Source organism: Rhizobium aethiopicum, assembly GCF_014197535.1.
In the GTDB taxonomy this organism is placed as follows: Bacteria; Pseudomonadota; Alphaproteobacteria; order Rhizobiales; family Rhizobiaceae; genus Rhizobium; species Rhizobium aethiopicum_A.
In genome coordinates this window covers 49,805-64,363 of the sequence record NZ_JACIFV010000018.1, presented here as the reverse complement: position 1 = coordinate 64,363, position 14,559 = coordinate 49,805, and the positions used below count along the sequence as shown (strand labels likewise).

At 61.4% G+C, this 14,559-nt stretch carries 15 protein-coding genes; 4 read left to right on the top strand and 11 right to left on the bottom strand.

Going from position 1 to position 14,559, the window contains the following annotated elements:
- Positions 1 to 8: 8 nt before the first annotated feature.
- The 3 genes from GGD53_RS21820 to GGD53_RS21810 form a co-directional block, all read right to left on the bottom strand.
- On the bottom strand, positions 9 to 1,019 hold the full coding sequence (locus GGD53_RS21820; RefSeq protein WP_184458946.1) for a zinc-dependent alcohol dehydrogenase family protein: 1,011 nt from the start codon (positions 1,017 to 1,019) through the stop codon (positions 9 to 11).
- Between the two features lie 38 nt (positions 1,020 to 1,057).
- Positions 1,058 to 1,828, bottom strand: coding sequence for an L-iditol 2-dehydrogenase (locus tag GGD53_RS21815; RefSeq protein WP_184458945.1), 771 nt, complete (start codon positions 1,826 to 1,828; stop codon positions 1,058 to 1,060).
- A 146-nt stretch (positions 1,829 to 1,974) separates the two neighbouring features.
- On the bottom strand, positions 1,975 to 3,288 hold the full coding sequence (locus GGD53_RS21810) for an ABC transporter substrate-binding protein (protein ID WP_184458944.1): 1,314 nt from the start codon (positions 3,286 to 3,288) through the stop codon (positions 1,975 to 1,977).
- Positions 3,289 to 3,592: 304 nt separating this feature from the next.
- Here GGD53_RS21810 and GGD53_RS21805 point away from each other — a divergent pair, with 304 nt between their 5' ends.
- Positions 3,593 to 4,576, top strand: a complete 984-nt coding sequence (locus GGD53_RS21805) for a tagatose kinase (RefSeq protein WP_184458943.1) — start codon at positions 3,593 to 3,595, stop codon at positions 4,574 to 4,576.
- Between the two features lie 3 nt (positions 4,577 to 4,579).
- A complete protein-coding gene (locus GGD53_RS21800; protein WP_184458942.1) occupies positions 4,580 to 5,848 on the top strand; it encodes a D-tagatose-bisphosphate aldolase, class II, non-catalytic subunit in 1,269 nt (422 codons plus the stop codon).
- 28 nt (positions 5,849 to 5,876) lie between these two features.
- Here GGD53_RS21800 and GGD53_RS21795 read toward each other — a convergent pair whose 3' ends face one another.
- Positions 5,877 to 6,476, bottom strand: a complete 600-nt coding sequence (locus GGD53_RS21795; protein WP_184458941.1) for a TetR/AcrR family transcriptional regulator — start codon at positions 6,474 to 6,476, stop codon at positions 5,877 to 5,879.
- Between the two features lie 120 nt (positions 6,477 to 6,596).
- Here GGD53_RS21795 and GGD53_RS21790 point away from each other — a divergent pair, with 120 nt between their 5' ends.
- Both GGD53_RS21790 and GGD53_RS21785 read left to right on the top strand, forming a co-directional pair.
- On the top strand, positions 6,597 to 7,025 hold the full coding sequence (locus tag GGD53_RS21790; RefSeq protein WP_184458940.1) for a tautomerase family protein: 429 nt from the start codon (positions 6,597 to 6,599) through the stop codon (positions 7,023 to 7,025).
- Between the two features lie 93 nt (positions 7,026 to 7,118).
- The gene (locus GGD53_RS21785) at positions 7,119 to 7,514 is read left to right on the top strand and encodes a VOC family protein (protein ID WP_184458939.1); all 396 of its coding nucleotides are present in this window, start codon (positions 7,119 to 7,121) and stop codon (positions 7,512 to 7,514) included.
- 75 nt (positions 7,515 to 7,589) lie between these two features.
- On the opposite strand, the gene GGD53_RS21780 is transcribed toward GGD53_RS21785, so the two are convergent.
- The 7 genes from GGD53_RS21780 to otsB all read right to left on the bottom strand — a co-directional run bounded on the left by GGD53_RS21780 (position 7,590) and on the right by otsB (position 14,439).
- On the bottom strand, positions 7,590 to 8,354 hold the full coding sequence (locus GGD53_RS21780) for an SDR family NAD(P)-dependent oxidoreductase (protein ID WP_184458938.1): 765 nt from the start codon (positions 8,352 to 8,354) through the stop codon (positions 7,590 to 7,592).
- A 43-nt stretch (positions 8,355 to 8,397) separates the two neighbouring features.
- On the bottom strand, positions 8,398 to 9,126 hold the full coding sequence (locus GGD53_RS21775) for an SDR family oxidoreductase (protein ID WP_184458937.1): 729 nt from the start codon (positions 9,124 to 9,126) through the stop codon (positions 8,398 to 8,400).
- A gap of 25 nt (positions 9,127 to 9,151) precedes the next feature.
- A complete protein-coding gene (locus tag GGD53_RS21770; protein ID WP_184458936.1) occupies positions 9,152 to 10,411 on the bottom strand; it encodes a sugar ABC transporter permease in 1,260 nt (419 codons plus the stop codon).
- On the bottom strand, positions 10,408 to 11,226 hold the full coding sequence (locus GGD53_RS21765) for an ATP-binding cassette domain-containing protein (RefSeq protein ID WP_184458935.1): 819 nt from the start codon (positions 11,224 to 11,226) through the stop codon (positions 10,408 to 10,410). Before GGD53_RS21765 ends, GGD53_RS21770 begins: the two co-directional genes overlap by 4 nt.
- 64 nt (positions 11,227 to 11,290) lie before the next feature.
- Positions 11,291 to 12,364, bottom strand: a complete 1,074-nt coding sequence (locus GGD53_RS21760) for an ABC transporter substrate-binding protein (protein ID WP_184458934.1) — start codon at positions 12,362 to 12,364, stop codon at positions 11,291 to 11,293.
- A gap of 210 nt (positions 12,365 to 12,574) precedes the next feature.
- Positions 12,575 to 13,459, bottom strand: a complete 885-nt coding sequence (locus GGD53_RS21755) for an AraC family transcriptional regulator (RefSeq protein ID WP_184458933.1) — start codon at positions 13,457 to 13,459, stop codon at positions 12,575 to 12,577.
- 200 nt (positions 13,460 to 13,659) lie between these two features.
- Positions 13,660 to 14,439 (bottom strand): trehalose-phosphatase, encoded by a 780-nt coding sequence (gene otsB, locus GGD53_RS21750; RefSeq protein ID WP_184458932.1) that lies wholly within the window; start codon positions 14,437 to 14,439, stop codon positions 13,660 to 13,662.
- Positions 14,440 to 14,559: the final 120 nt, after the last annotated feature.

Here is a 14,559-nt window from a genome sequence, read left to right as displayed (position 1 = left end):
GTTCAAGATTAATCGATGGAGAACTGTACCTTCATCGTTGCCGGATCGGCGGACTTTCTGGTGATGAAAGGCAACACCTCGCCGAGTGGCAGGCGATGGGAAACCAGCGCAGCCATAGCGCCCTCGTCCCGTTTGAGGATGGCAAGCGCCTCGGGAATGTTGCGGTTCAGCGAATGGGACCCGGCGAAACGGATCTGGCGCCGGAAGATCTCGAAGGGCGAGATGGAAATGCGCTGGTCGGGCGCGCAGACACCGAAGACGAGAACCGTGCCGCCATCGGCGGTGAAATCGATCATGCCTTCCACGACGCGGGCGATCCCGGTCGCATCGGCGACGAAATCGAAGGCCCGGCGGCGTTCCGCGAGTGCCTGGGAACACGAAACTGTTATCTCCAGCCCCAGCTTTTCCGCAAAGGCAAGCCGTCCCTCATTGATATCGGCGACCGTTACCGATGAAACGCCCTTGGCTTTCAGGGACAACGCCAGCAACAGCCCGATCGGTCCGGCGCCGAAGACCAGCGCGGTCTGCGTTCCCGCAGGACCGGTCCTCAGGCCGGCGCTGTTAAGGCCGTTCAAGACGCAGGCGAGCGGCTCGGCAAGTGCGGCGAGGTTGAAGTCGAGATCGCCAATCTCATAGAGATGATCGGTCCTGACCAGGCTGTATTCGGCAAAACCGCCGTTCTCCGTCACCCCATAGGCCTTCAGGTCACGGCAGAGATTGGTCAACCCCTTGCGGCAGGCCGGGCATTCTCCGCAGGGAAGATTGGGATCGACGACGACCCGGGCGCCGACGGCAAGGCCGGAGACGTCGCCAGCGACCGCCTCGACCACGCCGGCATATTCATGGCAGGGAACCAGCGGGAAACGGCCCTCGCCGTAACGGCCATGAAGGACGTCGATATCGGTATGGCAAAGGCCGGCCGCGCGCACGCGCACCAGCGCATGGCCGGGCCTCAGCTCCGGCACCGGCAGCGTCTTGGTGACCGCGACGCCCTTTTCGGTATAGCAGATGGCTTCCATTCCTTTGGCTCCCCGGCTTGGTGGCAGCTGCAGAGCGATCAACTCATCCAGTTGCCGCCGTCGACATTGTAGGTCTGGGCGAGAATATAATCGCTATCGGCGGAAGCCAGGAAGACGGCCAGACCCTTGATGTCGTCAGGTGTGGCGAAACGGCCGATCGGAACGGATTTGGCAACCGCGGCCTTCTTCTCGCCCGCCTTCAAGCCCTCCCACTTGGCGAAATGGGCATCGACGACATCCCAATGTTCACCGTCGACGACGCCCGGTGCGATCGCATTGACGTTGATGCCGTATTTCACCAGCGCAAGTGCGGCCGACTGCGTCGCCGAAATGATGGCGGCCTTCGATGCGCAATAGAGCAGCACGAGCGCTTCGCCGCGGCGGCCGGCCTGGCTCGCCATGTTGATGATCTTGCCACCCCTGCCCCGCTTGATCATGACGTTCGAGACTGCCTTCATCATGAAGAGCGGTCCCTTCAGGTTGATGGAGAAGACCCGGTCATAACTTTCCTCGGTGATCTCGTTGACCGGCGCCATGTCGAAGATGGCGGCATTGTTGATCAGAATGTCGATGCCGCCGAACTCGGCATCGATCGTATTGACGACAGCCTCGATCGCGGCAAGGTCTGTAACGTCAAGCTGCATCGCCTTTGCTGCGGGGCCGATCGCAGCAGCGGATCTCGTTGCCCGTTCGATGTCAATATCGGCGATGACGACCTTGGCGCCCTCCTTGACGAAGGCTTCGGCGAAGCCCAATCCGATGCCGCGTGCCCCGCCGGTAATCAGGGCGATCTTGTCTTTCAGTCTCATGTCTGTCTCCATTCAGCCGACGTAGAGCCGGAAGATCTACGGCGCCTGCCCTGTCTGTTATCGGCTCCGGCAGCCAGAAGGTTTCGACAGCAGCGCTGACGAAACCTCCGGGAGGAACTCGCGGCAGCACCACCGCGAGGACGAACTCACTTCGGGTAGCCTGCCTTTTTCATGTCGCGCTCGACCTGCTTCTGCGCGTTGTCGAGAGCGGCATCGACTGATTGCTGACCGGACAATGCCGCACCGATCTGTTGACCGACGATGGTGCCGATGCCCTGGAATTCCGGAATGGCGACGAATTGCACGCCGGTATAAGGAACAGGATCCTTGGTCGGCTTTGCCGGATCGGCCGAGAGGATTGCCTTCAGTACGGTATCGGCAAAGGGGGCCGCCTTCTGATATTCGGCCAGGGCGTAAGTGGATTTGCGTGTGCCGGGCGGCACGGCGACCCAGCCTTCCTTCTCACCGACCATCTTCACATAGTCCTTGGAGGTCGCCCATTTCAGGAAGGATTTAGCCGCATCAAGCTTGGTCGAGGTGGCTGGAATTGCCAGGTTCCAGGACCATGACCAGCTCGAGCCGTTGGCGGTGACGGCGACGGGAGCGCGGGTGAAGGCGATCTTGTCAGCAACCTTGCTCTGCTTCGGGTCATAAACGCGGCCGGCAGCCGAGGTCGCATCAATCCACATGGCGCAATGCCCGGTCGAAAACAGCGCCTGGTTTTCGTTGAAACCGTTACCGATCGCGCCAGGAGGACCGTATTTGGTCATCAGATCGACGTAGTCGGTGATGGCTTTCTTCCAGGGCTCGGAATTGATCTGCGGTTTCCAATCCATGTCGAACCAGCGCCCGCCATAGGAGTTGATCATCGTCCCCAGGAACGCCATGTTCTCGCCCCAGCCGGGCTTGCCGCGCAAGCAGATGCCGTATTGTTCCTTGGACTTGTCGGTCAGCTTGGCCGCATATTCCTTGATCTGGTCGTAGGTTGGCTCATCCGGCATCTTGATGCCGGCGGCGTCGAAGAGATCCTTGCGATAGAGCGTGAACGAACTTTCCGTATAGAAGGGCACGGCATAGAGCTTGCCGTCGACGGTCAGGCCTGTCTTGATCGGGGCCAGAAGGTCGTCATAGTCGTAGCCGTCGCCGAGGTCGCCAACGGGTGCCAGCCAGCCCTGCTTGCCCCAGATCGGCGCTTCGTAACCGCCGATCGTGATGATGTCGTACTGGCCGCTCTTCGTCGCAATGTCGGTGGTGACCTTCTGGCGCAGGACGTTTTCCTCCAGAACCACCCAGTTCACCTTGTTGCCGGTCTCCCTCTCCCATTCCGGCGACAGCTTCTGCATGATGATCATGTCGCCATTGTTGACGGTGGCGATCGTCAGTTCCTCGGCGTCCGCCATCCCGGCGGCCAGCGCGAGGCATGCGACGGATGCAGAAAGGATGCAAATGATCTTGCTCATGATTTCCTCCTCCACGGATGTCACGCATAATATTACATGCGTAAACTTTGTATCCGCTTCTCCAGTTCTGTTGTCAAGCGTGTTCTGCTCGCTTGATCTGTTGTGCGGAATGACTAAATACGCAAATCTGGCAAGCCTGATGTCATTTTGCAATGCACTGGAAACACGAAATAGCTTTCTGCGGTGCAACAAAAATATTGCCGTGCGTAAATTAATTCTTGACGAACTATGGAACGGCGCGATACGACCGGATGGCGCGGACAGAAGCGTGGGCATTGATCCGCCCGCATGAAGGAGACTGCAGATGTCGTCACGTCCCAGGGCACTTGCGCCAGAGGCGCTCGGACCGACGATCACAATTGGCGAAATTCTGGTGGAGATCATGGCGACGACGGTCGGCGCGGGCTTCCTGGAGCCGCAATCCCTGACTGGGCCTTACCCAAGCGGCGCGCCGGCCATCTTCATCGATCAGGTCGCCCGCATGGGCGGCGGCGGCGGCATCATCGCCAGCGTCGGCAAGGACGATTTCGGTCTGCTGAACATCGAACGCCTGCGACGGGACGGCGTCGACGTCTCTGCCGTCGCCGTTAGAGAGGACTGGCCGACCGGCAGCGCATTCGTCCGCTATCGACCGGACGGGGCCCGCGACTTCGTCTTCAATATCGCCAGATCCGCCGCCGGTCAGATTGCCCTGACCCCGGCTGCTGAGGCTCTGGTTCAGCGCGCTGGCCATGTACATGTCATGGGAACGGCGCTTTCCATTCCCGGCGCCCGCGAGGTGATCCTCTACGCTATCGAGACGGTGCGTGCTCGCGGCGGGTCAGTTTCCCTGGACCCCAATCTCCGTAAGGAATTGCTGACGGATGGCGACGCTCTGGAAAGCTTCGACAAGGTGCTGGCCGCAGCCGATCTGTTGCTGCCATCAGGCGACGAGCTTTTCACCGCCGCTGGAGTGAGCGACGAGGTCGGGGCTGTCGCAAGGCTGCTGGAAAGCGGTATCGGTGAAATCGTCCTGAAACGGGGCGAACAGGGCGCGTCCTTCTTCGGCCGCGATCTCCAGCGCGTCGATTGCGCTGCCTTCGCGGTCGACGAAATCGACCCCACCGGCGCCGGGGATTGCTTCGGCGCGGCCTACCTCACCTGCCGCCGTAAGGGCATGACCCCGGCGGCAGCCCTCCTCCACGCCAATGCGGCCGGCGCCCGCAATGTGACCCGGCTCGGGCCGATGGAAGGCGTTTCCACCCTTGCGGAACTGACGGCCTTCATCACTGAGACCCCGAGGAGATAGACGATGGACCGGATATTGACCCGTCTTGCACCTGCGCGGCGCGAAGGCACCCCTTTCGGTATTACCTCCGTCTGTTCCGCTCATCCCCTCGTCCTCAGGGCCGCCATCCGGCGGGCGGTGCGCGACGGCGGGACGGTTCTGATCGAGGCGACCTGCAATCAGGTCAACCATCTCGGCGGCTATACCGGGATGACACCGGAAGACTTCATCCGTTTTGCCGAGCGCATCGCTACCAAGGAAGGGCTCGACCGTTCGCAGATGATCTTCGGGGGCGATCACCTCGGTCCCAATCCATGGCGCAAGGAGAAGCCGGAAGCAGCGCTCGAGAAAGCTGAGGCCATGGTCGAAGCCTACGTCCGAGCTGGGTTCGGCAAGATCCATCTCGATGCCTCGATGGGCTGCGCCGGCGAGCCGGCCGCGCTCGACGACCGGACCATCGCCGAGCGCGCCGCAAGACTTGCGCAGGTGAGCGAAAGGGCGGCGAAGGCGAGCGGTGCGCCGCTGCCGCTTTATATCCTCGGCACGGAGGTTCCGGTGCCGGGCGGCGCCGACCATGCGCTCGAAGAACTCCGGCCGACCGGGCCGGAGGCTGCCCGGGCGACGATCGCCATTCATCGCGAGATCTTTTCACAAGCGGGATTGGAAGACGCCTTTTCCCGCGTCATCGCCTTCGTTGTCCAGCCGGGCGTCGAATTCGGCAGTGAGAACGTCATCGGCTACAGGCCCGAGCTTGCGACTGAATTGACCGCACTGCTCGACGAGGAACCGCAATTCGTCTTCGAGGCTCATTCCACGGATTATCAGACGCGCGATGCGCTGACGCGGCTGGTACAGGACGGCTTTCCGATCCTGAAGGTTGGCCCCGACCTGACCTTTGCGTTGCGCGAGGCCGCCTATGCGCTGGATTTGATCGCCACCGAAATGGTGCCCGGTTATGGCGACAGGCCGCTCGCCGCCGCGATGGAGGCGGTGATGTTGTCGGCGCCCGGCGACTGGCAGGCCCATTATCACGGTGACGCCACCGCCCTGCGCTTGCAACGGCACTATAGCTACAGCGACCGCATCCGCTACTATTGGAATAGGCCCGAGGCCGGCCGGGCTTTCGAGAAGCTGCTCGGCGCGCTGCGTGGCAAGACCATTCCGGAAACGCTGCTTCACCAGTTCCTGCCGCAGCTTTCGGCGGCCGAAGCCGGCGATCCCGAGGATATCCTGGTTTCAGCGGTCGATCGTGTTCTTGCCGACTATCAGAGCGCCTGCGGCAGGCCAATCTGAGCGGCGCGACGTTGTCGAGGCGAGCGGATCAATTTCCAGGCTCCATCACTGTCAACGCAGCCTGCGCGATGACATCTGCGATGCGTTCGGACAGCGCTGGGTCGGAGACGGCGCGCGCGAGGGTAACGCCGCCGCTCAGCATCGCGAGCAGCAGGATCGCCCGATCCTCGCGCCGTGGGCCGGATTGGCCCTGTATCGCACCCTCTTGCAGGCCGGCCGCCACTTCCTCGACGAGGCGTTTGATCTCTTCCGTATAGGCATTTCGCGTTTCATCGTCCGCGCGCATCACGTCGGGGGAAAGGCTCGGCAGAGCGCAGCTCTCATCCAGCTCGCAGGTCCTTTTATAGCCGAGATAGTAGCCGACGAATGTCGTCAGCCAGTCTTTCGGTTGATTGGCTTTCAGCGCCGCAATTCCCTGCCGCAGTTCTTCGAGGCCCACCAGCACGGCTGTGCGAAAGGCTTCGCCCTTCGACTTGAAGTGTCCGTAGAAGGCGCCGTTGGTCACGCCCGCCGCCTTGGTCAACGCATCAATACCGGCGCCGCCATAGCCTTCCTTTCTGAAAACCTGTCCGGCCGCCGCGATGACGCGCGTTCGGGTCTCTTGCTTGTGTTCGGCACTATAACGCATGGATACCTCATTTAGAGTGATCACTCTTTATGGCTTGCTAAGAGAGTGATCAGTGTGTATTCATAAAGAGTGATCGGTATATATCAGAAACGGTCACGATCCAAAATAGGGAGAAATGCGATGCCCTTTACACTCACCGTGCCGGAAGGCCTGCTTTCGCAGCAAGCACAGGCGCAAGTCTTTGCCGGATTGACGGACGCGTTGCTTGATGTTGCCGATTTGACCGGCAATGCTTTCATGACCGCCAATATCGTCGGCACCATCAACGTGCTGCCGCGCCAACATGTGCTTGCCGGGGGAACGCCAGTTGCCGCTGCGTTCATCGAACTCAAGCTGCCCGAGATCGCGCTGGCGAGCGCTGAAGCAAAACAGGCTTTCTTCGAAAAAGCGGCCGATGTGGTCGAACGCGCCGCGGAGGGCCGGCTGAAGCGCGAGCATATATGGTCCAACATCGTCTACGCGCCTGAGGGGGCGTGGGGTATCGCCGGCCGCAGCTACACCAACGCCGAGTTTGCCCGCGCCATCCAGGGCGCGGCTACCGCCTCGTAACGATCGGCGCACGCGCGGAAATCTCTGACCTGATGCAAGACCGGACCGGCGACAACAATGAGTCGCGGTCCGGCACCACCACGGAGCCAAGCCATGCAGCTTGCCAACTATCTGTTCTTTTCCTCCGGCTGCGAGGAGGCGCTCGCCTTTTATGCCGAATGCGGGCTCGGGCATGTCACGCAGTTGAAGCGGCACGGCGCAGACGGAATGCCTATTGCCAGCGAAACCATGCGGGGCAAGGTGATGCATGCCCGCTTCGAAGGACCTGGCATTATGTTTTTCGCCTCGGACAATCACGATGCCGAGCCGATGCGCGGCTCCGCCCATATGCTGATTATGGACGACCATGACAGGACACACAGGCTTTTCGCCCGGCTGGCCGAAGGCGGTGAGATAACGACACCCCTCGCCGTCCAACCATGGGGGAGTTACTACGGCAAGTTCACCGATCGCTTTGGTGTTCAGTGGATGGTCGATTGCTTGGCGTGAGCATGGGCTGACCATGAGCAATTGTGGTTCGCCGACGAAGCAGCTGCGGCTCCTCCCCTATCCGATGTCCGTCCATTATCGTGTTGTATAGCCGCCATCGATGACCAGCACCTCGCCGGTGATATAGCTTGCCGCCGGCGAGCAGAGAAACAGGGCCGCACCGGCCACCTCTTCCGGCTGCCCGACACGTCCCATCGGCGTCATGCTGCGCCAAGTCGGGAACCAGTCGGGATTGGCGATGCCGCCGCGCGACATATCGGTCTCGATATAACCGGGCGCAATGGCGTTGACGCGGATGTTCTCGGCGGCGACTTCGCTTGCCAGGCTCTTCGTCATCATATGGACCGCCGCTTTGGAGGCGTTATAAGCGACCTGGTTCTGCGGAATGTTGGATATGATGCCGGAGATCGAGCCGATATTGAGGATGACGCCGCCGCCCTGGCGCCGCATCGGTGCAAGTGCTGCGCGGCAGGCGCGGAAGACGGCGTCGACATTGACGGTCATGATCTCGCGCCAGATGGCATCGGAGAATTCGCCGCTGTCGCCATGAATGGCGATGCCAGCATTGTTGACGAGGATATCGAGTCGACCCGCCCGAGAGAGGGCCCCAGTGACGAGCGCATCGGCGGCATTATCTTTCGTCATGTCGGCGGCGATGAAATCGCAATCGACGCCGGCCTTGGCGAGCCGGTCTTCCGCCGCCGCGTTGCGGGTTCTTCCGCTGATGAAGATCTTGGCGCCCGCCTCGCCGAGCGCTTCGGCGATCGCCAGGCCGATACCGCGCGTGCCGCCGGTCACAAGCGCCACCTGTCCGTTCAAGCGAAAACTATCGAAGATCATGGCCGATTCCTTTCTGCGGTCGTGGGGGGGCGGCACATCCTCCTCAGATGTCGGTGCTCTGCGGCAGAATGACGAGGTCGCGGATCGTGACGTTACGTGGACGCGTCAGCATGAAGAGCACTGCTTCGGCCACTTCTTTCGGCTCCATCAGACCACCGGCGGCGAGTGCCTCGTCGAGCTTCTCCTGCGGCCAATCGCTGAGAAGAGCGGTGACGACAGGGCCGGGTGCGACGGCGCCGACCCGCAAGCCGTGCTTGGCGACCTGTCGCCTGAGGGTATGGACGAAGGCCTGGACCGCATGTTTGGAAGCCGTATAGATCGGCTCCCAAACCACCGGGATCATCCCGGCGACCGAACTCGTCAGGATAATATCGCCGGTCTTACGTCCGACCATATGCGGCAGGACGGCGTGCACCGAGCGAAAGGCAGCGTTGATGTTCAGGTTGAGCATGCGATCCCAGGCGTCTGGATCGCCGTCGAGCACTTCACCGCCGATATAGGAGCCGGCATTGGCATGGAAAATGTCCAACTGGCCCGCTTTCTCCAGGATAGCAGGCATCATCTGCGCCACGCTTTTTGGATCCAAGAGATCGACGACCAGGGGAATGGCCTTTTCGCCGAGTTTCGAGCAGACATCCCTCAATGCCTCTTCGTTGCGGTCGATCAGCACGACGCGGGCGCCTGATGCAAGCATGGTCCTGGCGCACTCCAGGCCGATACCCGACGCCGCCCCCGTGACGGCCGCGACTTTTCCAGACAGATCCTGTCCCATTTTCTTCCTCTGCTTTCCCGTTGATTTAGGCCCGGCCGTGCGAAATGCGCGATCGGCGTGCCAGCGAGTCGACGATGACGGCGACGGCAAGAACGGCCCCCGTGATCATGTAACGAAGCGATGACGACAGATCGAGGAGCGTCAGACCGCTCGCGATCGACTGAATGACGATGATGCCGAGAAGGGCCGAATAGGCGCTGCCGCGCCCGCCAAACAGGCTGGTGCCGCCGATGACCGCCGCAGCGATGGCGTTGAGATTGACGTCGCCGGTGCCGGCCTGCTGACTGGCCGTCGCCAATCGCGCCGCCGAAAGCACGCCGCCGGTCGCGGCCAACAGGGCGCACATGACGAAGGCGCTGGCATAGATGCGCGATACATTGATGCCCGAGCGGCGGGCAGCCTCCCTGTTGCCGCCGACGGCATGCATGGAGCGGCCCCACTTCGTGCGCGTCAGCGCATAGTTTATCGCTGCGACGAGGCCGACGAACAGGCCGAACATCCAGGGAATGCCGCGTGACTGGTTGAGGTAGAAGGCAACTGCTTCCAGGGCGAGGGTAATGATGACGGCGCGCAGGAGCAGCCCGCCAGCGGATTTCGAGGACAATCCGGCCGCCCGTCGGCGCGCCGCCGTGCGATAGCTCGCGAAGAAGAAGGCAAAGCCGGCGACCGCCACCAGCAGATAGGCGACCGGGTCGGGCATGACCATGATCTGGCCGAAGTTCACCAGCCAGGACCCATAGGGAAGATTGATCGAACCGGTTGCTCCGAGAATATAGAGCTGCAGGCCGAGAACCGCGAGCAGCCCGGACAGCGTAGAGACGAAGCTCGGCATCCCGAAACGGTTGAACAGGAACGCGTAGAGCGAGCCGATCAGGACGCCGATGATCATTGCGGCGAGCACCGCCAGGACCACCGGCCAGCCCTGGCTGACCCAGAAGACGCCGGTGAGCGCCGAGGCGAAACCGCTGACCGAACCGACGGAAAGATCGATTTCGCCGACGATCAGGATGCAGACGATGCCGAGCGAGATGACGCCGACTGTCGAGCAGTCGAACAGCATGTTGACGAGATTGGCGCTGGAGAGAAACACCGGGTTGAGCGCCTGGAACACGGTCCAGATGATCGCCAGGCCGACAATGACCGGCAGCGAGCCGAGGTCGCCGGAGCGGATGCGGTCCCAGAAGGCACGGACCGACCCGGCAAGGCTGTCGTCATGGCGCACTCTTTCGTCGCGCCGGTCGAGAAGCGCGGGTGCTGCCGGCTCGTTCTGAATGGTCTTCATCATGGCCTGCCCTCCTCATTCTCTTGGCTTTGCGCCTTGCGGCGCATCGCGCGGCGGGAGACGGAATTGTTGGATGCGCCGGTAATCGCGCTGACGAGCTCTTCGTTGGATGCGTCGGGCATGAAGGTGCCGTTGTTGCGGCCGAGCCGAAGCACGACGATACGGTCGGCGACGGCCCGCACATCCTCCATGTTATGGCTGATCATGATAACGCCAAGGCCGCGTTCACGCACGCGTTCGATCAGATCCAGCACCTCGGCCGTCTGGGCAACGCCGAGTGCGGCCGTGGGTTCGTCGAGCATGATCAGTTTCGGTTCGAGCAACAGCGACCGGGCGATCGCCACGGTCTGGCGCTGGCCCCCGGATAGCGAGGCGACAGGCTCGCGCACGCTTGGGATTCGCGCGGAAAGTTCGTTCAGCAGCTTCCAGGCGCGGATCTCCATCGCGACCTCATCGAGCTGGAGGGGATTGAGCTCCTTGCCGAGAAAGATATTGGCGACGACGTCGAGATTTTCACAAAGCGCCAAATCCTGGAACACGGTCGCAATGCCCAGATTGAGCGCAGCGCTGGGGCTCGATAAATCTGCCTGTTGGCCCTCGAACAGGATGGTGCCCGAGGTCGGCTGGTGGACGCCGGCCAGGATCTTGACCAGTGTCGATTTGCCGGCGCCATTGTCGCCCACCAGCGCCACGACCTCGCCGGCATGCACGTCGAGTTCGATGTCGGTCAGCGCCGACACCGCTCCGAAATTTTTCGAAACTCCGCGCAGGCTGAGGACGGGCTGGCGCGAGTCAAAAGTGTGAGAGGTGTCAGACATCGCCTGGCCTTTCCGAAATGCGAAGCGGAAGCGCGACCGATGGCGGCCGCGCTTCCCTGGCGCGTTACTTGATAATGCCGAGCTTCTTGCAGCCCTCGGCGTAACGGCCGGTGCACAGCTCCTCGGCGGTGTTGATCTTCTTGTCGATGATCTCGGCCTTCAGGTTCTCGGCGGTCACGACAGCCGGCACGAAAAGCTGCGCTGGCGTATCGTAGAGCGTCATCTCGGCCTTGATCGTCTCGCCTGCCAAGAGCTTCACGGCGACGTCGGCAGCGGCAGCGGCGACGATTTCGCTCGGCTTGGAGATCGTGTTGTACTGATCCCCTGATATGATGAGCTGCAGTGCCGCGATCGTCGCGTCATTGCCGGTCACCGGCGGCACGGGATCGACGCCGGCCGCTTTGAAGGCGGCGATGGCGCCGCCGCCGGTGCCGTCATTGGCGGCGACGACGCCGACGATCTGTTTGCCGAAGCGGGTGATCTGTCCGGCCGCCCATTGCTGGGCGTTCGCCGGCTGCCAGTTCGGCGTGTCGAATTCGGCAAGCGTCTTGTATCCGCCGCTCGCCAGACCCTCATGAATGCCGTCCTTGATCAGCCCGGCGGCGGCATCGGTCGGCGAACCGTTGATCTGCAGAATGCCGCCGCCGTCGGTCGGCACCTTCTTCGCCTTCAGATGCTTGACGAGCGATTCCGCAATCGCCTTGCCGATCGCCTTGTTGTCGAAGGAAACATAGAAATCGGCCTTGCCCTTCGGGATCGGGCGGTCATAGGCGATGACCTTGACGCCCTGGCTCTGGGCGAGCTGAACGAGAGAGGCTGCCGCCGCCGAATCCACCGGATCCAGCACGATGACCTTGGCGCCCTGGGTGATGGCCGAATTGAACTGCTGCTGCTGTTTGGCAATATCGGCATCGGCATTCTGATAGATGACTTTGCAGGACGCACAAAGCTTCTTCATTTCGGCGACGAAACCCGGATGGTCGTGCTCTTCATAACGGGTCGAGCCCTGGTCGGGCATGAGGAACGCGACGGTCGCATCCGCAACCGCGCCCTGTGCAAAGGCGGAAGTCCCGCCGAGCAAGGACAGCATAAGTGCCGCGGCGCCTGCCGCTTTTGTCGAAAATTTCATCATTTCCATCTCCTCCCATTGGAAAAAATCGTGTAGTCCATGATTGCAGTGTTCTGCTGTGCCGTTCGGCTGAATGAGCGGCTGTGCCTGTCCCAGCGGTTTGCTGTTTCTGAGGACAAGCGTCTCCTCTCGCGAGCCGCTCCTCGCGCGCTCACGTTCAAGCCTGCGTCAGTTTCGTTCCTCCTCCTTGTCCTCCCCTATTGCCGTCTTCGGCGGACCTTATGCCGCCTTCGCCACGTTGATATTGTCGCCGAGCAACCGCCGGAAGCGGGACGGCGTCATGCCTTTTTCCGCGAGAAACTGGCGGTTGAAGTTGGACAGATTGTTGAAGCCGACCTCGAAGCAGATGTCGGTGATCGACGCATGGTCGTCGCTCATCAGGATCTGGCAGGCGAGATTGATGCGCAGGCGTTTCACATATTGCACGAGCGACATGCCGGTATGGCGGCGGAAGGCGCGTGAGAAGGCGCCTGTCGATTGTCCGGCGATCGCCGCGAGATCGGTTTCGTCGAAGGATTTCGTCAGATTTTCCCTGATATAGGCGAGCGCCTTGTTGATGCCGGCCGACATATAGCCCGAGGGATCGGGCAGATAGCTGGGGCTTGCGAGAAGCTGGGCATCCTGAGCCCGGCTGAGCAGCCCGACGATCATCATGAAGAGCTCGATACGGCGTACGCCCTGGGCCTGCTGCACCTCGTTCATCAGAGGCGCCGCCTGCCGGCTGGTCTCAGTGCCGAAGAGCACGCCCCGGCGGGACGCTTCGAGGACCGGCTCGAAGGGACCGAGCTCGGGCAGCACCTTCATCGTGTCGCTGATAAAATTCTCACTGAACTGGATGAGCTGGCATCGAAGCGGGATACTCGATCCCTTCGGGACGTCGCTTATCCAGTTGTGAGGAAGATTGGGGCCGGCCAGCACGAGATTGCCCGGTTCGAACTCCCCGATGAAATCGCCGACGAAATAGCGTCCTGTGGTCGCCACGACGAGATGCAGTTCATACTCCGGATGAAAATGCCAGCGAACGGTGTGATAGGGATAGCCATGGGCCTTCGTTGCGAAGGATTCGCCCGGTCTGATCTGAACGACTTCCAAGTCAGGTTCCATCGTTTCCTCCACCCAGGGGCGGTTCTAAGTCCGCCTGCCAAATTCCCTTTTGGCTTATATTATTATGGCGAGTTTAGTGGGCTCGCTTCTTGCCCGCCACCACGATTCCCGCCCAATACCGATACTTTTTTGATGATTGACGCTACGCAGGCGGCGCAAAGACGACGGCAATCTGCTTTTGAGACCGTCTGAAATTTATCTCAGGCGGCCAGTGCGGCAATGACATTCCTAACCAGCGCAGCCGAAGACAGCCGGCTCGTAGCGCAGCTTGGGGCGCCGATGGCCCCGACGCGAACGGAGACCCCCCCGCGCGCATTGGCGATAGCAAACATCGACTCATCGGTGAGATCATCGCCGATGGTGATGGGGACGCGGTTCTTGAACGGGTCGGACTGAAAAAAGCGCTCCAGCGCGTCTCCCTTGCTCGACCGTGCCGGTCGCAACTCGAACACCCTTTTACCAAGCTGCAACGCCCAGTTCGGTCCGGCCAGCTCCGCGTAGTGATGCATGCGCTCCTCGAGCACTTTTTCATATTCGGGCGCCAGCCGGTAGTGCGCGGCAACCGCTGCACCTTTATCCTCTATCAGAACTCCCGGATAATGTTCGGCTTCGGCGGTCAATGCATGTTTCAGCGCCTGGAACTCGGGTGTCGCCTCGACGGTATGCATCCCGGCGGCGCTCCTAATCTCGGCGCCGTGCAGGCCTGCGGTTGGAAATGCAAAGGGTTTGAACAGCTCGTCTGCATAGGCAAGCGAGCGCCCAGTGACCAGCGCCAAGGCACCGCCCAGCTTGTGCGAAAGGCGATGAAGGTGTCCGGGCAGATCCTCTGGGACCTCAATCGCGTCCGGCGTAGGCGCAAGATTAAGCAGCGTTCCGTCGATGTCTAGAAACATTGCCCAGTGCTCCGGTTCCCCCAGCACCAATGAAAGCATTTCCTGCGTAGTGGTGTCGTCCTGCACGGCATTCTCCAAACTCTGCAATCATTGAACCTAGGTCGCCCGCCGGCAAGGACAAGATGACGTGGCCGGCACTGGAACATCCAAAGGCGGGTCAGCGTTTAATCTCGCTGCCCGTTCAAGCACTCGTGCCGTAAAGGTAAA